The sequence below is a fragment of the Actinoalloteichus sp. GBA129-24 genome, from assembly GCF_001941645.1.
In the GTDB taxonomy this organism is placed as follows: Bacteria; Actinomycetota; Actinomycetes; order Mycobacteriales; family Pseudonocardiaceae; genus Actinoalloteichus_A; species Actinoalloteichus_A fjordicus.
Genome location: NZ_CP016077.1, coordinates 3,104,969 through 3,124,992, shown reverse-complemented (window position 1 = coordinate 3,124,992; position 20,024 = coordinate 3,104,969). Strand labels below are relative to the sequence as shown.

Here is a 20,024-nt window from a genome sequence, read left to right as displayed (position 1 = left end):
TCTGCTTGTCGCCTACGCACAGTGGGGACCCGATGACGATCCCCGGCGGGTAACCCGTCTCAATCAACGGCGTCGTCATCCGCGACGGTGCCGTTCTCCTGCTGCGCAACGAGCGCGACGAGTGGGAGCGGCCCGGCGGCCGTCTCAAACTCGGTAAGACACCCGAGAAAGGCGTGACGCGGGAAATCGTCGAGTGATCCTCGTGGCCCGTCACGACGGGTCCAATTCTGGATGCCTGGCCCTACTACATCGCGCTCGCCCGCAAGACAGTGCTGTTCGTGACCTACGGCTGTCATCCCGACGACACCGAGGCCGACCCGGTGCTCTCGCACGAGCACAACGAGATCGCTCTGATACCGGTCGCCGAAGTCGGCGGCGTGCGAATGGCCGAGGGCTACCAGCTGTCGATCTCCACCCGGGCGGCGCGGCTGCACACCCCGACGCGATGGCCCCGGTTGGGCGGCAGGAACCGTGGCTCTGAGCCTGCGACGGCCCGCTCTCCCGAATCGCGATGGGCGCGTTCGTGCGCGGCAAGACGGTCGGCGATCGGTTTAGCGGGGACTGCCCCCACCCACCCGGCTGTCCTTCGGGGAGAGGGTTGAGAAGAAGTCACCTATCGAAGACCGCTGATCAGCCCTCTGCGTCGCGGACATCTTGTCCCTGCTCGGCGAATGCCTTGAAGTCCTGCATGTGCTGTTGCGACTGCTTGCGGAAGGCGCCGGGCATCAAGAGCCCGACCAGCCGCATCAGCAAGCCGCTGAACCGATACTCGTTCTCGCTCTGCCAGAGCGTCGACTGCGGACCGGCCTCGGTCAGCCGGTCGCGCACGGCGCTCCACATGCCCTCGCCGACGATCTCGCGGTCGAAATGAACAACAATGTCCCTCGGTATCGCGTGCAGGTCCACCGGTTCCCGACGTGTGATGGTCTCGGTGCACTCCATCTTCTGCTTGCCCATCTGCATCACGACTCGCGACGTGGTGCCGACCTGCCCGTGTGTGCCACTGAGCGGCTCGTGCAGCACCAAGCCCCGCAGCCACTCCGGCAGATGCGCCGGGTCTGCCAGCAGCTGGACCACTCGCTCCCTCGGCAGAGCGATCTCGATCGAGACGGTGTACTTCATGGCGGCGCGCTCCGAATTCTCAGATGTGCGAGCGCACGTTAACAGCGCCGGGCGCGCTGAGCTCGGCAAATCAGGGCGCCGCCGGGTTGACATGCATCACCCTGTGTAGTCGATCATCTCGATGTGCCGACGCCGACTCGACCGCTGGCTCGTCGCTGAGCTTACGGATGTCGATGGTCGTCGTGTACTCGGTGGCGTGCGCGGCGCTGCATTGCGACTCGTACGCCGACAGCGTGGCTTGTTCTGATCGGCCCAGGGCACGGGTTCGGTGGCGGTGTCGAAGTAGGTGTTGCGATCCTCACCGACCCCGAAGGGCCGGTGCCACCCGCACTCCGAGATCCGGCAACTGCACGGACGCGATGGTTGCGATCCTCACCGGCCCCGAAGGGCCGGTGCCACTGACGGACTCCGGGGACACCGCCCTTCACGAGGTCGGGTTGCGATCCTCACCGGCCCCGAAGGGCCGGTGCCACCCCCTACCCGGGGGAGTACAACCCCCGCATCCTCGAGTTGCGATCCTCACCGGCCCCGAAGGGCCGGTGCCACCCGTCGGCCTACTCCTCGATGAGGCGGCGCGGATCTCGTTGCGATCCTCACCGGCCCCGAAGGGCCGGTGCCACCCCCGAGTTCTACGCCAGCCACGTGGCGGCAGTGCTCCAGGTTGCGATCCTCACCGGCCCCGAAGGGCCGGTGCCACGTGTGGTCACCGGTGGGGTGATCGGTCACAGCCGCTGGTTGCGATCCTCACCGGCCCCGAAGGGCCGGTGCCACCGGCCAGCGTCACCGGCGGCGCTGGTGGTCGCAGCGGTTGCGATCCTCACCGGCCCCGAAGGGCCGGTGCCACCGCCCCGGCCGGACCGGCCGGGGCACGACGAAAGGAGTTGCGATCCTCACCGGCCCCGAAGGGCCGGTGCCACCGGGCCAGCGAGAGGCCGGCCGCGCCTTCCAGGAGTGGTTGCGATCCTCACCGGCCCCGAAGGGCCGGTGCCACCCGTACCCGTGCAGGGGGGGGGTGTACCTGTGGGGGTTGCGATCCTCACCGGCCCCGAAGGGCCGGTGCCACCCCGTCGACGAGGACCAGGAGGAGGGCGCCACCCGGATGTTGCGATCCTCACCGGCCCCGAAGGGCCGGTGCCACCCTGCTTGTACAGGGGCATTGCAGTTCGAGACGTCGTGAGGTTATCGGATGTTGACCGACACGCCCGGCAGACGGTTCGGAGTGACACGGCGTGTCGCCCGACGCTTGCCCTCCCTAAGCGGCCAGCGACAAGGCCAGTGGATCAGCAGCCCTTCATCCCTCGCTGCTGGCGAACGTAGGAAGTCATCGGACAGTACCGAGAGCGGCAGCATCGAACGGGCAAGCTCGGCAGGTCGCGTCAGTCTCCAGAGTGGACCGGACGGGGTCTTTCAGTCCCATCAGTCACTCAGTGGCCATGTCGCTGCGTGATCCGGTGAGACCCACGGTCGCGACGTCGGTCCATTCGTACTGTCGGTGATCACGGTTTAGTTCGATGAGGCTCAGGGCCGAGACGGTGACTTCCGCGATGTGCGCACCGTGCGCGGCGAGACGGTCTGCGATCGGTTCGGCGGGGCCGCTCACGTTGGAGTAGGCGAGGGTGACGTGAGGTCGCCAGCCATCGGCGCGTTCTGGTACGTGATCCCAGACGTCGTTGATCGCCGAGCGCAGAACACTGCGGGTCTCGATCAGCGGCTCGGCCGGGCGCACGGGCAGGTGGACCGTCTCCGGATCGAGTCCGGCCGGACCGACCGTCACGGCGAACGGTGCTACCTCCGCGAAGCGACGGCGCGCGGCGAGCACGATGGCGTCGACGTCGGTGTGCTCCACCTCATCCGTGAACCCGAGACCCTGCATGGTCAAGTGCAGCCACTCGACGGGAACCGGGTCGAGCCCGCCCAGGCCGTCGAAGCAGGGTGCATAGGCGTCGACGAGGGCTTGCACGCCCGGTTGGGCGGCGAACGTGACATGCCAGGTCCAGAACGACCGGCCGACTCGCCATCCCGGCCGCCACCACCAGTGATCCGCCATCGATTCCACGCGGGGCTCCTCCTACGCAGACACAGCTCCAAGCATTTATGGACCGCCGCAGCCTGGTCAATCAGTCTCACAAAGCTCCGCCCCGCCAAACAAGGTGGAGGGAGTGTCGGACAAGCGCGCAGCGGCCAACCACATCTGCAGATCCGGCATAGCCTCTTCCGGTTCGCCGTCCCACTGCCGTCAATATACCGACAGCTATCAGGCGACGACGCATCGTCGTTCTCTCTGCCTAGACTCGTCATGGAGGCAAAACGGCAGCGCGAGGCTGCGGCTTCGCCGAGACGAGTGGACGTGATCTCCCATGCCTGTGAGCAATGCAGACCATCGTCGTGACGTCGGCAGCCGGTTGCGCAGACACCGGGAACGTAGCGGGAAGTCTCGCGCCGTGTTGGCAGGCTTGGTCGGGAAGTCCGAAGACTGGCTGAAGAAGATCGAACGTGGTGAGCGTGGTCTGCCGTTGGGCATGGCGGCGCAGGTGGCACGTGAACTGGGAATACGGGATCTCGCCGCACTGTACGGCGGTGATCTCTCTGCCCCGGTGCAGATCGCGGAATGTCCCGCTCATCCGGCTGCGGAGATGGTCGGACACGCGCTGACGGAGTATCTGCCCGACACCGAGGCCGCGCCTTCCGTCGACCATTACACAGCGGCGGTGGCGCGGGCCTGGCGTGACTGGCACTCCTCCCCTACCCAGCGGACCTATGCCGCAGGAGAGCTTCCCGGTCTGATCCGAGCCGGCCGGGCTGCGGTGCGTGAGTCCGAAGGGGATGCACGCAAGCGGGCGCGCGGTGCGCTGGCGGATGTCTACCACTTGTGTCAGGCATATCTTGCCTGGCAGGAGAACGGCAGGCACTGGTACTGGCTGTCGGTCGACCGAGGGCAGCAGACCGGTGAAGATGCCGACGACCCTGCCGCCCGGGCGGCATCGCTGCTGTACTCGTCGTTCGCTCTCCGTGTCACCGATCGTGCTGAACAGGCCTTGGAGATGTTGGAGACGGCGACTCGCACTCTCGATCCCCGACTTGCCGACGGTGACGATGAGACCCGTGCCCTCTGGGGTGCGGTACAGCTGGCACGAGCCTCGACCACGGCTCGCCAGCTCAAGGACCCGTCCGCGTGGGTGCACTGGGAGCGAGCGGCAACTGTCGTCGACACGCTGTCACCCCACTATGGACATCATCACCATGGGTTCAGTCGGCAACACGTCGATCTCCACAAGACCTGGATAGCCCAGTCTCTCGGCGACGCCACTGAGGCACTGCGGCACGCCGACGATGTCGACGTCGATGCCATCCCCTCGCGGAGTTGGCAGGCCTCGCACCTGGTCAACGTGTCCCGTGCCCTGCACCAACAGCGTGACAGCGGCGCACTGATCCCGCTGCTCCAAGCGGAGCGCTACTCCTCCGAGGCGTTGCGGTTCAGTGTTTCTGCACGGGACGTCGTCATCAGCCTGGCCACGACCGGCCGATCCACGATTCGCTCCGAAGCGACCAGACTCGCCGAGCGGCTCGACATCCTCGCCTAGGGACAGGGTGTCAAGGGGGACGATCTGTCCCCTTTCATCCCTGCTTGCGCGCCTAACGTCACCGATGATTACCGGAGGTGATGAAGTGGGCACAGGTTGTCGAAGTCGGCTCACCCGGCTGAGTTCGAGCCCGAAGCGTCGTGGCGACGTGCTCAGGCGTTGGCAGCGAATGACACGATGTTGCGAACAGGTGGCGTCTGCCGTTCCAGCTGACAAGCCGCGTGAGAACACGGAGACAAAGCCGGGCTGGCGTTCGCGCGCGGAGCAGGCACCGGGGTCGGTGGCGTCATGACCCTCACCGAAGACCCGTTGTTCCTGGTTCTGGTCGTGCTGTGTGTCGGGCTGCCCTCGGTGGAACTCGCGTGGCGGCGGTGGCGGCGAGCGCACCCGGTGCGGCGGTCCCCGTCGCGGCGGGAGTGGGCTCGGTTGCGCGCCGCGAACCTGCGCACGGTGGCGGCGCGGGACGAGGCCGAGGAACAGGCAATCCAGCGGCGGGCAGCCGTGCGCCGACGGCTCGACGTCGTCGCTGCTCAGTGTCGGGCGGGTGCGGTGGTGGCGGCTCGCCGACGGTCCGCCGCGACTCCGGACGGGTGGGTGCGGGCCTTCTCCGGGAGCCTGACGTGACGCCGACGGTCCTCGCCCCGACACCGCCCCGCCGTCGGCAGTGGGGACAACGGGCCGAGACCGCCGACGGGCCTCGTGACTGTGATGCCGCCGCCGTCGATCGGGCGGTCGGTACTGTCGAGGCGCCCGACAACCAACGTTGGGCAGGCCGGTTCCGGCGGTTGGAGCATCGGCGGGACGACGGCTACCGCTCGGTGACCGTCGCCGTCTGTGGGGCGGTCCTCGTGCCGGTGGACGAGTGGGTGCGGCTGCTGCGCTGCGCGACGTGCTTTCCGGCGGTGGACTCGTGACCAGTGTGGCGTGGTTCGTGCGGACGGTGCGGTCGGGGGACACGCATCTGGCCTCGGCGCAGTGGAACGGCTACGGCCCCGTCCGACCGTTGTGTGCCCCGGAGGTCGAGTTCCGGGCGATGAATCGTCGTCCCCTGACCGTCTGCTTCTACGACGAGCAGCGATGCCCGCTGTGCCTGCCGCATACCGACGATGATCGGGTTCCCGCGCCGAGGACTCTGGCGGTCGTCCGATGAGCGCGGACTCGGCGTGCTGGTTCACTCAGGACGCCCTGCCGCAGGCCGGGCTGTGCCTGGACCGACATCTGGTGTGGGGACGCCGCCCGGCCGAGGGGACGGCGGTGGTCGCCGCCTGCGGGGCCCCGGTGATCGTGAGTCCGTCGCCTGCCTGCGACGTGGACGGCGATCTTCGGCTGATCGGCGTTCGGCCGTGTTGGTACTGCGTCGAGCAGGCGACTGGCGTGCCTGGGCCGACGCAGAACTTCGGCGCCGCCGGGCCTGCCCCGCCACCGCCTCGCGCCGCAGGCGGCGACGGCACGGGTCTTCGAACGTCGGCTCCGGAGCGACCGCCGCTCGCGGGGAGCACGCGCCGTGCGCTGCCCGCTGCCGCCCCGCGTCTCGCGCCCTGACTCCCCGACCGCCGCCCATCGCCCTCGAACAACCATCGAACCCCGCTTCGCCTGCGCGATCGGACAGCCGCGGCAGGTCGAGGCACCTCTTTCGACGACAAGGAGAGACCGGGCCCATGCCCGACGAACAGACGCCCAGGCCGCCGCAGGCCTTCGCCGCACAGGCCGCCACCGAACAGGCCGCCACTCGACAGAACGCCGTCAAGCCGGACACTGCCGGGCAGGCCCCGAGCGGCACAACTTCCCGGACACCGCCGCAGGCCGCCCGCGAGGCGGGAGCCTGCTCGGCACAGGCAGGCGGCACCGACGTCGGACCCGCAGGCAGGCACACGGACGTCACGCACGACTCCGCCGGGCAGGCCGCGACATCGCAGGCCGCCGCCGCTCCTGCCGGCCGAACCGGTCAGTCCGGCGGCACGACGAAGCTGCCGCTTCAGGTGATTCCGCGCATTCACCCGTCGGTTCCCACACGACTGCCCGCAGCCGTGTCGCCGTCACCCGCAACCGCACCGACCGGGTCAGCGGCAGGCTCCTCTCCGATCACCCGGCCCTACCCGCTCGCGGCGAACGGCGGCACGACGCCCGGCCCGCAGGCGGGCAACGCCGACACCGCCGAGCCCTGGCTGGTGTGGGAGGCGCTGCTGGCCGCCGTGCAGCGGTGGACGGTGCAGCCCGCCGAGGCCCTCCGGCACGCGCACGGGATCACCGTCTACGACTATCGCCTGCTGCGGCTGCTCGCACGGGCCCCGCGTCCGATGCGCAAGGCCATCGCGAACACGGCGCTGGATCTGCCGCCCCGCAGCCTCGATCACAGCGTCACCCGCCTCTCGGAACGCGGATATCTGGTGGTGCAGGGAACCCGCGCCGCCCGGCGGCTGGCGCTGACGCCCTCGGGTGCGGAGTTCCTGATCGAGGTGGTGGAGACGCTGCGCGCGGTCACGACCGCCGGCCTCACCGACACCGCCCTGCGGCCGACGGAACGGGCGGTGCTGGTCGCGCTGCTGGGCAGGCTGCGGACGTGAGCCGGAGATCCCGACGAGGGGGGCACGAGAAGGCGTCGACGCTCGGTACCGCAGGGAGAAGGCTCGCCTGCCCGCCGCGCGACGTCAGGAGAGCGCGGCCGCTCGGCAGCGGGTGTCTGCCATGGAGCGGAACGTCGATGCGGCGGCCCGATCCGGCGACGGGAACCGGCATTTCGTGGCACACGCGGAGATCACGTACTCCGGATACCTTCGCGCCACGCCGGGGGTTGCGCTGAACCCGCGGTTCTCGACCACCGTGGATGCCGCCTCGGCGTGGAACGGTGACCAGCGGCGACATCTACCTGTAGCAGCCGTCTGCACGCAGGCTCAGCCGCCCGCGTCGCCGTACTCCAGGCCACCGTCCGCTGCGGCGCCATGCTCGGTGCTGCCGTACTCGGTGCCGCCGTCGCCGAGGGCGAGGAACACCACGCCGGGCGAGCGGCGCCATCTGCGGCCGGACGTGCCCGCCATGGCGAGGTGCGGTGACGTCGTCGCGATGTCGGGCGGCGGGACGAGCAGCAGCGCGGTGACGTGCTCGGTCATCGGGGAGAAGTCGCCGTCCCACAGGACGGGCACCAGGCCTGCGGGCATCGGCCCGTCGTCGACGACGACGCCCCATCTCGGCGGGCTATCCCGAGAGAGGACGCGGGCATCCAGCGGGAAGAAGTCGCTCGGGACTGCTCGCGACTGTCCGGCCGGCTCGCTCACGGCGTCAGGTTACCCGCCCGGGTGATCTCCGAACGGGTCGACGGTCAGAGCCGCCCGCGCGTCTCCCGCGCCTGCGACTCCGATCCGTCGTCGAGCACGGACTGCGCCCGGGCCCGCCTGCGCCAGGGCGCGCGCTCGCGAGCGGAGGCAGGCTCCCACCAGCCCGGCATGGCCGTGGCCAGCAGGGTCGCCGACCGCACGACCAGCCATCGACCGCAGGAGCAGCGCAGGTAGCTCAGCATGCCCTCCGACGTGCGGTGCCGGGAGGCCTCGACGAGATCCTCCCGACCGCAGGAGGGGCAGCGCGGTTTCGATCGCCGGTCGACACTCATCCGCCCAGCGTGGTGTCATGGTTCAGTGTATTTCAACCCTTACGGCGGGCTGGCTGCCGAGATGGCGGCGGCGCTGGTCAACCTCGGGCCGGACGCCTCCCCTGACGACCTGTACGAACTCCTCGTGACCCACGACTATCTGCCCAGGCAGCGGCCGACCCCGCAGCAGACCGGGCGGCTTCTCGACTGGGCTGCCCGGCTTCGGCCGATGTTCGACGAGACCGACCTGGACCGGCAGGTCGACCGCGTCAACGAACTGCTCGCCGAGTCGGCCGCCCGGCCCTACGTCTCTCAACACCACGGACGCACGCCACACCTGCACTTCGCCGACGAACAACGCCCGCTGGAGGAACGGCTCCGGGCCTACACCGCAGCCGGGTTGGCGACGGCGATCTGCCAGGACGCGACGCGCCTCGGCTCGTGCGCGCGGGACGGCTGCGAGGTCGTGTACGTGGACAGCTCACGCAATGGACGACGGCGGTTCTGCTCGACTCGATGCGCCAACCGCGTGTACGTCGCCGACCATCGCAGGCGGCACGCGGCCGAGGGGCGGGACGGCGGAACCCGACACGAGGGTAGGACGACCGAACAGGTCACCTGACCTCGTCGACCAGGGTCACCGAGCACCGCGCCTGCGCAGCGGCACGGTCCTCACCCGGAGTTCTGCGGGGCAGGCGGGGCCAGGCCCGCCTCCTCCTCCGGCGGAAGGTCGGGTCCGCGCATATCCGGCTCTGCGACGCCGGGCTGACCGTCCACGTCCGGGGGATCCATCCCGGCAGTCAGGTCGCTCTCGTGCGACGGAGAGTTCCGTTGCTCCGGCGGAGGCGGGCTCGCAGGCAGGACGGGTTCCTCTGGCGGAGGCGGCATTGTCGGCGAGGCCGGTTCGTCGGGCTCCGGAGGGGCTTCGCCCGCCCTCTCATCGTCCGGGACCACCTCGACCTCCGGGTGGACGCTCGGGGCGCTGTCGCGTGACGAGGGTGTCGGACCGGCGGGAATCGCGGGCGGCGCGTCGTCGGGGCCGCCCGGCAGTACGACCGCGGCCAGGATGATCACCGCTGCCGTCAACCCGCCGCTGATCAGCATCCCCACCGTCCGCCGCACTCGACGTCGTCGGCGCGCGAGTCGGATGATCTTGTCGGCATGCAGCCCGGTCGGCGGCGGCTCCTGCTGCGCGAGACGGGCGAAGTCCGCCCGGAGATCCTCCTCAGGCATCGCCTCTCACTCCATCCGTCGATGACGATGCCGCGACACGTTCGGCGAACTGATCACCCAGTCGTGTACGAAGAGTCGCCAGGGCCTTGAACGTCTGGCTCTTGACAGTCCCCGCCGTGCAGCCCAGTGCCGCGGCAGCCTCGCTGATCCCGAGATCGTGCCAGTACCGCAGGACGAGGACCGCCCGTTGTCGTGCGGGCAGGGTCGCCAGCGCGTCCAACAGCACGATCCGATCGTCGTCGGGAGCCGCCTCGGCGGGGCGCTCCGGGGTCGAGTCCGTCAGCCACTCCCGCCTGCGCCACAGCCTGCGATGCTCGGACACGAAGGTCCGCACCACCACCTGGCGAAGGTAACCCCCGAGACGATCGCGCTGGTACAGCCGAGGCCACGCGAGATAAACCTTCAGGAAGGCGCTCTGAGTCAGATCCTCGGCCCGGTGCCAGTCGCCGCACAACAGCCGCGCGGTGAACCGCACACCCTCGACGTACTCGTCGAAGCAACGGCGAAACGCCTCATCGTCGGAGGTCGCTGCCGGGGACGAATGTGTGTGCGAAGCACTCACTTCGAAGTCGTCTCCTGTTCCACGGGCCCGCCACGGGGGCGCCGCCTGCGTGACAGCGCCCCCGCCTGCCGACTCGCAGCCTGCGATGAATGATGAACCGACCGTCCGTCGACCGATCGTGGTTCCTCAGCGTCCTACGACTCGGACGCTCGAGGCGCAGGCGACTCGGCCACCGGAGGAGCGGGTACCTCAGACGGCGTGGGCGGAGCCTGGTCCGACGGCGGCGGGACCGCCACGGGCGGCTCGGCCACCGGACGAGCGGGTACCTCCGACGGCGTAGGCGGCACCTCCTCCGAGGGCGGCACCGGCGCCTCCACCGACGGAGGGACCGCCACCGGCGGCTCGGCCACCGGAGGAGCAGGCGCCTCCGACGGTGTGGGCGGCACCTGGTTCGACGGCGGCGGAACCGGCACCTCCCCCGACGGCGGCGCAGGCGGGTCCGCCACCGGCGGCGCGGGCGGCCCGGCGATTTGCCGGTCCCCCGTCTCGTCCGACGGTGCCTGCGCCGTTGTCGACTCCTGAACGGACTCGTCCGAGGACCCGGCCACGACCTCCCCGACGGCCGGAGCCGCCACGACGATCAGCGCGAGCCCGGCTGCCGCGATCGCACCCGTCAGCGCCTTGCGGTTGATGCGCACGAGGTGACCTCTTCTCATTGGCTCGGTGTCGACAAGATCGACGACACTTCACTTCGAAGCACGCGACCGGGGACCGACAAGGTTGCCGGGGCCGCCGTGACGCCGATCACTTCCGGCGGCCCCGCCGAGAAACGAACGCGCCGAGCGGCCCGCGCCGCCCGCACCTCGGCAGAGGCCGCGCACACACAGCGGCTCGCCTCGTCGGACACCCCGCACACGCAGGCACGTATCCACTCAGAGCAACCGTTCGGATACGCTGCGCCGATGCCGTCGAAGTACCCCGAGCCACGCCGGACGTCACCCTCAGTACCTGGGCGCGTACTCAAAGCCCTTATGATCGCCGCCGTGCGGAGCAGCGCCGACGATTGCGAGTCCGAATGGTGAGCCGTGCTCGATCCCTGCTCGACCGGTACCGACGGCATGGTGCCAAGGCATTGCTGGCACAGGCACGAACGGCAGCGGCGCAGCTGTTGACGCCCGTGCCTGCCTCGCCCGTGGCGAAGGCGCCGCCGTCCCCGTTCCAGGACCCGCCGCAGGCCCGTCCCGTCACGCCGCGAGTGGGCGACGACGTGTTGGCAGGCATGTGCGCGGGCATCGCGGTCCGCGATCTCAACCTGGTCGACTCCCTGCTGGCGATGCTGGAGCAGATGGAGGTCGACGAGGACGACCCCGACACCCTGAAGCGGCTCTACCGCCTCGATCACCTGGCCACGAGGCTGCGGCGGAACGCGGAGAACCTGCGGGTGCTGGCCGGGCAGGAGGCGGGCTCGACCACCGAGGAGACCACCTCGCTGATCGACGTGATCCGGGCGGCCATGTCCTCCATCGAGCAGTACACCCGCATCGAGATCGGTCGGGTGGCGGGACTCGCGGTGGCAGGGTTCGCCGCCGACGACGTGAGCAGGCTGGTGGCCGAACTGCTGGACAACGCGGCGGCGCAGTCGCCGCCGAACTCCACCGTCACGGTGAGCGCGCACATCACCGAGCAGGGCAGTGTGCTGCTGCGGGTCGAGGACGCCGGAATCGGACTCCCGGCCGAACGCATCGCCGTGCTCAACAAGCGGCTGGTCTCCGCGCCTCGGCTGGACAACGACTCGATCGAGCACATGGGCCTCGCGGTCGTCCGCTCGCTCGCCCGCAAACACGAGATCAAGGTGTGGCTCGGCAGGCGGGCCCCGCACGGCACGACCGCCTCGGTGCTGCTGCGCACCGAACTGGTTCGAGAGACCGCGCCCGCCGCCTGGGTGAAGCCCGCGGAGCCGCCGGGCAAGACGACGCCTCGGGCCTCGATGCCCGCCCCCAGGGCAGCGGATTCGCCGCCGAGCGAGGTGACGGCGAGCGGACTGCCTCGACGACTGCCTGCGGGCAGGCGAGGCGACTCCTCGGCCGCGTCCCCGACGGCGGCCGCCCTGCGAGAAGTGGAGACGACCACGTCAAGCGGCCTGCCCCGACGGATCTCACGCAGCCTGCGCACCGATGTCCGGCCGGAGGAGTCGGCGCCGAGAACCCCGGCGGCCGTGCCCTCCCGAGGCGAGGCGCAGGCGAGGGCAGGTCGGGCACAGCTCGTCTCCGACCTGGGCGCGTTCGCCGACGGCGAGCAGGCGGCCAGGGCGGGCAGGCACGCGGAGGACCAGCAGAAGCGAGATGGAGAGACAGTCCATGACGACTGACAACGACACGCGGCCGCGCGACTTCGCCTGGCTGGTCAACGGCTTCGTCGACCGGGTGCACGGGGTGACGCACGCCCTGATCATGTCCTCGGACGGCTTCCCGCTGACCTCGTCGGACTCCGTCGACCGCGACGACGCCGAGCAGCTCGCGGCGATCTCCAGCGGACTGCTCAGCCTCGCGCGCAACAGCGCCACGCTCTTCGGCAAGGGCAGCTGCGAGCAGATCATCATCCGACTGACCGGCGGGTACTTCCTCTTCATGGGGATCGGCGAGGACGCCGGGCTCGCCGTGCTCACGTCGCCGGGCTGCGACATGAAGGTCGTCGCCTACGAGATGACGCAGTTCGTCGACAACGCAGGACATGCGCTGACCCCGCAGGTCCGCTCCGACCTGCGGCGCGTGGTCACCGCCCGCCGCACCAGCGACTGAACCGCCGGAGGAGGACCGACGACGGATGGCCACGACCGCGAAGCGCAGCGCCAGGGTGCGCCCCTATGCGATCACCGGCGGACGTACCAGACCACGCCACCACCTCCTGGTGGAGACGCTGATCTCGGTGCCGCACTACGACCCGGAGTTCAGCGAGACGCTGATGCCGGAGGCACGAGCGCTCTACGAACGAGCGCGGATGACGATGTCGATCGCGGAACTCTCCACGCATCTCACCACTCCACTGGGCGTGATCCGCGTCCTGATCAGCGACCTTGCCGCCCAGGAGATGGTGTTCATCCACCCGACCGGTCACGCCTATCAGTACGACCGGCACATCCTGGAGAGGATTCTCGATGGACTCAAGAGACTTCCAGCCTGACTTCTCCTCGTTGACGATCTCGGCGAAGATCGTCATCGCGGGTGGCTTCGGCGTCGGGAAGACCACCTTCGTGACCTCGGTCTCGGAGGTGCCGCCGCTGAACACCGAGGCGTGGATGACGGAGGCGGGCGAGGGCGTCGACACGCTCGACCCGAGCGGAGACAAGACGACCACGACGGTCGCGATGGACTTCGGCCGGATCACCCTGCACCCGGACCTGGTGCTCTACCTGTTCGGCACGCCGGGCCAGGCCCGATTCTGGTTTCTCTGGGACGACCTGTCCCGCGGCGCGTTAGGGGCGATCGTGCTGGTCGACACGCGACGCATCCAGGAGTCCTTCGCAGCGATCAACTACTTCGAGAACGACTCGGACATCCCCTTCGTCGTCGCGGTGAACAAGTTCGACGGCAGGCTGGGCCACGATCTGGACGAGGTGCGAGACGCGCTGGCGCTCGCCCCGGACACTCCCCTGACCACCTGTGACGCGCGCGATCCCGGCTCGACGGCCGAGGCGCTGCGGGAGCTGGTCTCTTACACGATGGACCTCACCGTCTCCTACGGGCCGTCCTAGGCCGGGGAGGTGCCGGTGCGGGCGGAGGTCCGCCGAGATCCCAGGACGCCGAGTCATCGTCTCCGGCCCGTCCGCAGTGGACCGCGCTCCGCCCCAGGAGGGCGGCTCCACGACGGACGAACGGACGCTCGCGACTCGACCGGTTGCATGTCGAAGCACGGCGCTACGAAGGGTGGCACATGCGGAAGGTGTTGATAGTCGGGGCGGGCCAGGCCGGTTTACAGCTCGGCCTGAGTCTGCTGGCACACGGGTACACGGTCACGATCATGTCGGCGCGCACCCCGGAGGAGCTGCGGAGCGGGCGGGTGATGTCCACCCAGTGCATGTTCGGTCCGGCCTTGGAGAAGGAGCGGGAGTACGAGCTGAACCTGTGGGAGGAGGACGCACCGAAGATCACCGGGCTAGGCCTGTCGGTGGCCGGGCCCGCAGGCGACCGGGTGTTGGACTGGGTCGCGCCGACCGGCGAAATCGCCCAGTCGGTGGATCAACGGCTCAAGATGGCGGGCTGGCTGGAGCTGTTCGAGGACCGGGGCGGCACGGTCGTCTTCCACGGCGTGACGACCTCGGATCTGGACGCACTGGCCCGGCTCTACGACCTGGTGGTGATCGCGGCGGGCAAGGGCGAGCTGGTGCAGCTCTTCGACCGCGACCCCGCGCACTCCCCGTTCACCAGCCCGCAGCGTGCCCTGTCGGTCGCCTACGTGCACGGCCTCGGTCCTCGACCGGAGCATCCCGAGACGACCGCGGTGCGGTTCAACGCGATGCCGGGGGTGGGCGAGCTGTTCGTGATCCCCGGTCTCACTCTCAGCGGGCCCTGCGACATCCTGTTCTTCGAGGGGATTCCGGGCGGGCCGCTGGACTGCTGGCAGGACCGGCCGGGGCCGCAGGATCACCTGAGTCGAATGCTCGAGTTGATCAGGAAGTACGTGCCGTGGGAGTACGCACGGTGCGCGGGGGCGGAACTGACCGACGACCGGGCCACCCTCGCGGGCGGCTACACCCCGGTGGTCCGCAGACCGGTCGGTGAGCTGCCCGGCGGCGCCCGGGTGCTGGGCATGGCCGACGTGGTGGTGGCCAACGATCCGATCACCGGGCAGGGCTCGAACAACGCGAGCCGGTGCGCGGCGTCCTACCTGGACAGCATCGTGGAACTCGGCGACCAGCCGTTCGACCAGGAGTGGATGCAGCAGACCTTCGACCGTTACTGGGTCGAGGCCCGGCACGCCACCTCGTGGACCAACACCATGCTGCACCCGCCCGAGCACGTCCCGGAGATCCTCGGCGCCGCGGCGCAGGCACCGGCCGTCGCGGCCCGGTTCGTCGCGGGGTTCTCCGATCCGACCAGCCTCCAGGAGTGGTTCTTCGACGCCGACACGGCCAGGAGCTATCTGGCCTCGGTGACGGCGAGCCAGTCCGTCTGAGGGCCGGGGGCGGGCGGGAGTTGCCGCTCCCGCCCGCCCCCGGAGCTCCGGCCGGTCCACCCCGCCGCCCGGCCTAGCCGACGACGGAGCCGGGGAGGACGGCCGGGACCGCCACGGCCTGGTCGTCGATCGGCGCCGTCCCGGCCGCCAGGAGCGGCCCGACGGTGGTGGCGATCCGCAGTGCCGCCACCAGGTCGCGGTACAGCTCATCGGCCACCAGCAGCTCGGCATGGGTGCCCTGTGCTCGCACCTGGCCCGCCTCCACCACGATGATCCGGTCGGCGTCGATCACGGTGGAGAGTCGGTGCGCGATGGTGACCACCGCGCCTTGTGCCGCGACCCGCGAGATGACCTCGTGCACGGCGGCCTCGGTGAGTCCGTCGAGCTGGGCGGTGGCCTCGTCCAACAGCAGGATCTCCGGGTCGGAGACGAGGGCCCTGGCGAGGGCGATGCGCTGTCGCTCGCCCCCGGAGATCGTCGTGTCGGCGACGGAGGTGTCCAGTCCGTCGGGCAGCGCCCGCACCCGGTCCGCCAGACGAACCTCGGCCAGCGCGGCCCAGACCGCCTCGTCGTCGGCGTCGGGATGGGTGTACAGCACGTTCTCGCGCAGGGTTCCCGGTACCAGCGGGGTGTCCTGCTCGACGTAGACGATGCGACGCCGCACCTCGTCGGCGGACAGCTCGGCGAAGGGGACGCCGTCCAGTCGGAGTTCGCCGCTCTCGGGCTGGAGGAACTTCAAGATCAGCGAGAACATGCTGGTCTTGCCCGCTCCGGAGGGGCCGACGACGGCGGTGTGCCCGGTGCGGACGATGTCCAGACTCACCCCGGTGAGTGCGGGGGCGGAGCCCGGTGCGTAGCGGGCGGTGACGTCGTGCAGCGAGAGCACGGCGTCGGTACGTCCCGCCGAGGAGCCGGTGTGCGCTGGCGGGACCGTGCCCGTGGCACTCCCCTCGGCGGCGCCGTTCGACGTCTCCCCGGGCTCCTCCACCTCGAGGGCCTGGATCTCCCGAATCCGTGCGGCGGCGGCGATGCCGGACTGGAGTTGGCTGAAGGTGGTGGTGAGGGTCGACACCGGGTCCATGAGCTGGAAGGCGTAGAGCAGGAAGGCGACCAGGCTCGAGACCGCCAGCGCGCCCATGCCGACCCGCCAGGCGCCGACCGCGAGGATCAGCATGATCGCGATCTGAATGCCCGCTCCCGCGATGGTCCAGGCGATCGCGTCGATGCGCACGGCGCGGATGCTCTCCCGGCGGGCCTCGCGGGCCTCGTGCAGGACCCGCTCGCTCTCTCGTCCCTCGGCGCGGCTCGCCTTGACGGTGCGCAACGCACGCAACGCGCCCTCCAGCACGCCGCCGAGCCTGCCGACGGCCGCCTGGGCCTGCTGCTGTGCGACGGCGATCTTCGGCATGAGCAGGCCGACGGCGATCCCGACCATGGCCAGGGCGCCCATGGTGGTGGCGAAGAGGACCCAGTCGAGCATCGCCATTAACAGCAGCGCACCGAGCAGTCCCACGATGCCGTTGACGAGCTGGATGATGCTGGAGGCGGCGGCCTCCCGCAGCAGGACCGTGTCGGAGGTGACCCGCGTGACCAGCTCCCCGCTGGACCGGCCGGACAGCTCGCCGATCCGGGTCCGGAACAGGCGACGCACCATGGAGCCTCGGGCGTCGAACACGATCCGTTCGGCCAGGGTGCCCAGGAGGATCCCCTGGATCAGCCCCACGACCGCCCCGACGACGAGCAGGATCGCCAGCACTCCGACGGCGGGGCCGATGGGCGCCTGCGCGCCGAGGCCGTCCAGCAGCCACTTGGTGACCATCGGCGTCGCCAGCCCGGCGCCGGTGGTCGCCAGGCCGAGCACGGTGCCTAAGACCAGCACTCGACGATGTGGCCGGACGAACGACCACAGGACTCTCAGATTCGCCCAACGCAGGGCGGGCGATTCGACCGACGCGGTCACGGTTGTGCTCCTCGATTGATCCGGCGACTCCCCGATGAATACTCAAGGTACCAGAATGGACCCATAAGGCCCGATTTTGGGACACCGCTGTGCCGCGTCGAGACACGACTGCGTCATGTTGACACGATAGCCGCCCACGGTGGGACCATGTCCCCGTGTCCACCGTGAAGGCAGGCTTCCGCACCAGGACGAGGCAGGCGATCCTCGAGGCAGCAGGCACGCTGCTGGGGGAACGCCCGTATGCATCGATGAGTGAGATCGCGGAGGCGGCCGAGGTCGGCCGAAGCACCCTGCACCGCTACTTCACCGATCGCACCGAGCTGATCGTCGCGATGTCGGAGGACCTGCTCGAGCGGCTCGGCCGGGCGGTCGCGGAGGCCGAACTCGATCACGGCACGCCTCGTGAGGCGCTGCGCCGCCTGCTGCACGGCTACTTCGACATCGGACCCCGCGTCATGTTCATCGTCAACGAGCTGCACGTCGACTGCAATGAGGCCTTCTACGCCAGGATGGCCGCGACCGAGGGGCCGGTCGAGCGGATGTTGGAACGCGGGCGGGCCGCTGGCGACTTCGACGACGCCCTCAGCACCGACTGGGTTCGGCGCATGCTGTGGTACCTGCTCTCGGCGGCGTGGGACGCCGTCGGCGAGAAGGCCATGTCACGACACTCCGCCATCGAGTCCGTCATTCGGACCTTGGAACACGGCGTCCTCGGGCGGGACGCCTGAGCAGGCGAACCGCCTGCGGGCCGCGCCGGGTGACCGGCTCGCTCGAGGCGTTCCGACTCGCACCGCTTGAGCAGCGCCAACGTGTCGCCGGATCATGGCGCCGTCCGCTGCGGCAGCCGTCGAGCAGGCATCCTGACCCGTACCTCCCCACCACCAGGCGCTCAGCCCTCGGGCACAGGGCCTTCGGGCGCAGGCGGCGTGGTGCTGCGGAGCGCGGCCGCTGCGCGGACGAGCGAGGCCGTCGCCGGTGAGTGACGGCTCGACGGCCAGGCGATCACCGTGGTGATGTGGGGCGCGTCGACGACGGGCACCGCCACGTGATCGGGCCACTGCCAGGCACGGCTGGAGGCGGGAATGACGAGCAGTGTCCTGCCGAGTGCCACGAGCTGAGCGAGCTGTGACTGGGTGCGCACCTCCGGCCCAGGGCCGTCCGGGTAGGACCCGTCGAGCCGGGGCCATCGGGCAATCGGCAGGTCCGGCACGTCGCTGACCTCCGCCAGCGTGAGCTGATCGCGGGAGGCGAGCGGATGGTTCGCGGGCAGGAGCGCGATCTGGCCTTCGACGCAGAGGTCCTCGGTGTCGAACCCGACGAGGTCGTCGACCGGCCGGTGCATGAGCGCCACGTCGGCGCGCCCGTCGCGCAGCGCCCGCGCCTGCTCGCCGACCTCGCACAGCAGGACGTCGATCGGTGGCGCATCGGGTTCGCTCGCCACCGCGTCGAGGAGTCGTTGCAGCAGCTCGTGCGAAGCCCCGGCCTTCGTCACGAGCACCAGCGGCCGCGACGGCTCGCCTGCCCGCCGGGTCCGACGCGCCGCGGCCGCGACCGCGTCGAGGGCCTCGCGGGCCTCGCGGAGCAGCACCCGGCCTGCGTCGGTGAGCGCCGCGCCACGCCGGTCACGGTCGAGGAGCCGGACACCGAGCCGCCGCTCCAGCAGCCGGATCGCGCGCGAGAGCGGCGGCTGGGCGATCCCGAGCCGATCGGCGGCGCGGCCGAAGTGCAGTTCCTCGGCGACGGCGACGAAGTACCGGAGTTCGCGGGTCTCGAGATCGTCCACCGACGAAGCCTACCGGCTGATACCCGGGGAGTATCAGCACTGACCGAATCGATCTTGGACGGCAGGCAGGCGACTCCGCGAGCATGGATCGCGTGAACGACACGAAGACCGCGCTGGTCACCGGCGCGAACAAGGGAATCGGCTTCGCCATCGCACAAGGACTCGGGGCGATCGGCTTCACGGTCGCGGTGGGCGCGCGCGACGAGGTCAGGCGCCAGGAGGCTGTGGAGAAGCTGCGGGCCGCAGGCGTCGACGCATTCGGGGTCGCCCTCGACGTCACCTCCGACGAGAGCGTCGCCTCGGCGGCGGCGACCGTCGAGCGGACGGCGGGACGGCTCGACGTACTCGTCAACAACGCGGGCATCGGAGGCCGGACCGACGGCGACGCGCAGGACCCGACGACGCTCGACCTCGACGTCGTCCGCACCGTTCTCGACACGAACGTGCTCGGGGTGATCCGGGTGACGAACGCGCTGCTCCCGCTGCTCCGCCGCGCAGGCTCGCCGCGCATCGTCAACGTGTCGAGCAACATGGGCTCGCTGACGCTGCAGACCGGCCCGATCCTGGCCGCGTACGCACCGTCGAAGTCGATGCTCAACAGCATCACAGCGCAGTACGCCCGCCGACTCGCCGACACGAACGTCATCGTGAACGCCTGCTGCCCCGGCTACGTCGCGACCGACTTCACCGGTTTCAACTCGCCGAGGACGCCGGAGCAGGGTGCCGCGATCGCGATCCGACTCGCCACCCTGCCCGATGACGGGCCGCGCGGCGGCTTCTTCGACGATGAGGGCGTCATCCCCTGGTGAGGCGGTGGGATGCTCGTCGACCTGGTCGGTCGGACCGGGACGACGAGACTCGGCGCTCGGCCTAGTGGTGATGCATCGACGTGCTCGAGCGCGGCGCCGCCGTTGCGCTGACGACAGCATGCGGGCCTGATCGACGGCGCCGGGCGTCGGAGGTCGGTGCGGGATGTCGGCGTCGGCCAGGCAGCCGCGCGTGGTCGCGCAGCACCGGGGGCAGCCGAAGCCGGGCGCCGTCGCCGGCCCGCTCGGGTCTGCCGAGCGGGCCGACTGCGGGGCGGCCGT

Annotated in this window: 24 protein-coding genes and 1 CRISPR repeat array; of the genes, 15 read left to right on the top strand and 9 right to left on the bottom strand. The window is 70.1% G+C overall.

The genetic code is table 11. From position 1 onward, the window contains the following. Positions 1-62: 62 nt before the first annotated feature. Positions 63-197 (top strand): NUDIX domain-containing protein, encoded by a 135-nt coding sequence (locus UA75_RS34500; RefSeq protein WP_318533310.1) that lies wholly within the window; start codon positions 63-65, stop codon positions 195-197. Positions 198-630: 433 nt separating this feature from the next. On the opposite strand, the gene UA75_RS13925 is transcribed toward UA75_RS34500, so the two are convergent. Further along, positions 631-1,122, bottom strand: a complete 492-nt coding sequence (locus tag UA75_RS13925) for an SRPBCC family protein (protein ID WP_075740604.1) — start codon at positions 1,120-1,122, stop codon at positions 631-633. A 288-nt stretch (positions 1,123-1,410) separates the two neighbouring features. Then, positions 1,411-2,260: a CRISPR direct-repeat array (repeat unit 37 nt; unit sequence GTTGCGATCCTCACCGGCCCCGAAGGGCCGGTGCCAC). 282 nt (positions 2,261-2,542) lie between these two features. Beyond that, complete coding sequence (locus UA75_RS13920) at positions 2,543-3,169, bottom strand: 2'-5' RNA ligase family protein (protein ID WP_075743794.1); 627 nt, start codon at positions 3,167-3,169, stop codon at positions 2,543-2,545. Between the two features lie 310 nt (positions 3,170-3,479). On the opposite strand from UA75_RS13920, the gene UA75_RS13915 reads away from it, so the two are divergent. The 6 genes from UA75_RS13915 (at position 3,480) to UA75_RS13890 (ending at position 7,267) form a co-directional block, all read left to right on the top strand. Continuing rightward, entirely contained in the window at positions 3,480-4,703 is a 1,224-nt protein-coding gene (locus tag UA75_RS13915; RefSeq protein ID WP_083683192.1) for a helix-turn-helix domain-containing protein, read from the top strand. Between the two features lie 288 nt (positions 4,704-4,991). Further along, positions 4,992-5,327 carry a hypothetical protein gene (locus UA75_RS13910; RefSeq protein WP_075740602.1) on the top strand — a complete coding sequence of 112 codons (336 nt, stop codon included), beginning with the start codon at positions 4,992-4,994 and terminating at the stop codon, positions 5,325-5,327. Continuing rightward, entirely contained in the window at positions 5,324-5,617 is a 294-nt protein-coding gene (locus UA75_RS13905) for a hypothetical protein (RefSeq protein WP_157434166.1), read from the top strand. The genes UA75_RS13910 and UA75_RS13905 overlap by 4 nt, the downstream gene beginning before the upstream one ends. Further along, complete coding sequence (locus UA75_RS13900; protein WP_075740600.1) at positions 5,614-5,853, top strand: hypothetical protein; 240 nt, start codon at positions 5,614-5,616, stop codon at positions 5,851-5,853. The genes UA75_RS13905 and UA75_RS13900 overlap by 4 nt, the downstream gene beginning before the upstream one ends. After that, a complete protein-coding gene (locus UA75_RS13895; RefSeq protein WP_075740599.1) occupies positions 5,850-6,245 on the top strand; it encodes a hypothetical protein in 396 nt (131 codons plus the stop codon). Before UA75_RS13900 ends, UA75_RS13895 begins: the two co-directional genes overlap by 4 nt. A 116-nt stretch (positions 6,246-6,361) precedes the next feature. After that, a complete protein-coding gene (locus tag UA75_RS13890; RefSeq protein ID WP_075740598.1) occupies positions 6,362-7,267 on the top strand; it encodes a MarR family winged helix-turn-helix transcriptional regulator in 906 nt (301 codons plus the stop codon). Positions 7,268-7,594: 327 nt separating this feature from the next. Here the strand turns inward: UA75_RS13890 and UA75_RS13885 are convergent, their stop codons facing one another. Then, on the bottom strand, positions 7,595-7,975 hold the full coding sequence (locus tag UA75_RS13885; RefSeq protein ID WP_157434165.1) for a hypothetical protein: 381 nt from the start codon (positions 7,973-7,975) through the stop codon (positions 7,595-7,597). A 44-nt stretch (positions 7,976-8,019) separates the two neighbouring features. Beyond that, positions 8,020-8,307, bottom strand: a complete 288-nt coding sequence (locus UA75_RS13880; protein WP_075740596.1) for a hypothetical protein — start codon at positions 8,305-8,307, stop codon at positions 8,020-8,022. 25 nt (positions 8,308-8,332) lie between these two features. Between UA75_RS13880 and UA75_RS13875 the strand changes: the two genes are divergently transcribed. Further along, positions 8,333-8,908, top strand: a complete 576-nt coding sequence (locus tag UA75_RS13875; RefSeq protein ID WP_075740595.1) for a CGNR zinc finger domain-containing protein — start codon at positions 8,333-8,335, stop codon at positions 8,906-8,908. Positions 8,909-8,958: 50 nt separating this feature from the next. Here UA75_RS13875 and UA75_RS13870 read toward each other — a convergent pair whose 3' ends face one another. From UA75_RS13870 to UA75_RS32830, 3 genes are all read right to left on the bottom strand, one after another. Beyond that, positions 8,959-9,519, bottom strand: a complete 561-nt coding sequence (locus UA75_RS13870; protein WP_075740594.1) for a hypothetical protein — start codon at positions 9,517-9,519, stop codon at positions 8,959-8,961. Continuing rightward, the gene (locus UA75_RS13865) at positions 9,512-10,081 is read right to left on the bottom strand and encodes an RNA polymerase sigma factor (protein ID WP_075740593.1); all 570 of its coding nucleotides are present in this window, start codon (positions 10,079-10,081) and stop codon (positions 9,512-9,514) included. Before UA75_RS13865 ends, UA75_RS13870 begins: the two co-directional genes overlap by 8 nt. 134 nt (positions 10,082-10,215) lie before the next feature. After that, positions 10,216-10,737, bottom strand: coding sequence for a hypothetical protein (locus UA75_RS32830; protein WP_157434164.1), 522 nt, complete (start codon positions 10,735-10,737; stop codon positions 10,216-10,218). A gap of 359 nt (positions 10,738-11,096) precedes the next feature. On the opposite strand from UA75_RS32830, the gene UA75_RS13855 reads away from it, so the two are divergent. From UA75_RS13855 to UA75_RS13835, 5 genes are all read left to right on the top strand, one after another. Next, on the top strand, positions 11,097-12,389 hold the full coding sequence (locus UA75_RS13855) for a sensor histidine kinase (protein WP_075740591.1): 1,293 nt from the start codon (positions 11,097-11,099) through the stop codon (positions 12,387-12,389). Beyond that, entirely contained in the window at positions 12,379-12,819 is a 441-nt protein-coding gene (locus UA75_RS13850; RefSeq protein WP_075740590.1) for a roadblock/LC7 domain-containing protein, read from the top strand. The genes UA75_RS13855 and UA75_RS13850 overlap by 11 nt, the downstream gene beginning before the upstream one ends. Before the next feature lie 25 nt (positions 12,820-12,844). Beyond that, the gene (locus UA75_RS13845) at positions 12,845-13,201 is read left to right on the top strand and encodes a DUF742 domain-containing protein (protein WP_075740589.1); all 357 of its coding nucleotides are present in this window, start codon (positions 12,845-12,847) and stop codon (positions 13,199-13,201) included. Further along, positions 13,176-13,772, top strand: a complete 597-nt coding sequence (locus UA75_RS13840) for a GTP-binding protein (protein WP_075740588.1) — start codon at positions 13,176-13,178, stop codon at positions 13,770-13,772. Before UA75_RS13845 ends, UA75_RS13840 begins: the two co-directional genes overlap by 26 nt. Positions 13,773-13,951: 179 nt before the next feature. Next, positions 13,952-15,193, top strand: coding sequence for a styrene monooxygenase/indole monooxygenase family protein (locus UA75_RS13835; RefSeq protein ID WP_075740587.1), 1,242 nt, complete (start codon positions 13,952-13,954; stop codon positions 15,191-15,193). 73 nt (positions 15,194-15,266) lie between these two features. Here UA75_RS13835 and UA75_RS13830 read toward each other — a convergent pair whose 3' ends face one another. Beyond that, a complete protein-coding gene (locus UA75_RS13830) occupies positions 15,267-17,153 on the bottom strand; it encodes an ABC transporter ATP-binding protein (protein ID WP_083690693.1) in 1,887 nt (628 codons plus the stop codon). 155 nt (positions 17,154-17,308) lie between these two features. Here UA75_RS13830 and UA75_RS13825 point away from each other — a divergent pair, with 155 nt between their 5' ends. Next, on the top strand, positions 17,309-17,881 hold the full coding sequence (locus tag UA75_RS13825; RefSeq protein ID WP_075740586.1) for a TetR/AcrR family transcriptional regulator: 573 nt from the start codon (positions 17,309-17,311) through the stop codon (positions 17,879-17,881). Between the two features lie 161 nt (positions 17,882-18,042). On the opposite strand, the gene UA75_RS13820 is transcribed toward UA75_RS13825, so the two are convergent. Further along, positions 18,043-18,936: a LysR family transcriptional regulator gene (locus UA75_RS13820; protein ID WP_075740585.1), complete on the bottom strand. Its 894-nt coding sequence runs from the start codon at positions 18,934-18,936 to the stop codon at positions 18,043-18,045. An 83-nt stretch (positions 18,937-19,019) separates the two neighbouring features. On the opposite strand from UA75_RS13820, the gene UA75_RS13815 reads away from it, so the two are divergent. Then, positions 19,020-19,745: an SDR family oxidoreductase gene (locus UA75_RS13815; protein WP_075740584.1), complete on the top strand. Its 726-nt coding sequence runs from the start codon at positions 19,020-19,022 to the stop codon at positions 19,743-19,745. Positions 19,746-20,024: the final 279 nt, after the last annotated feature.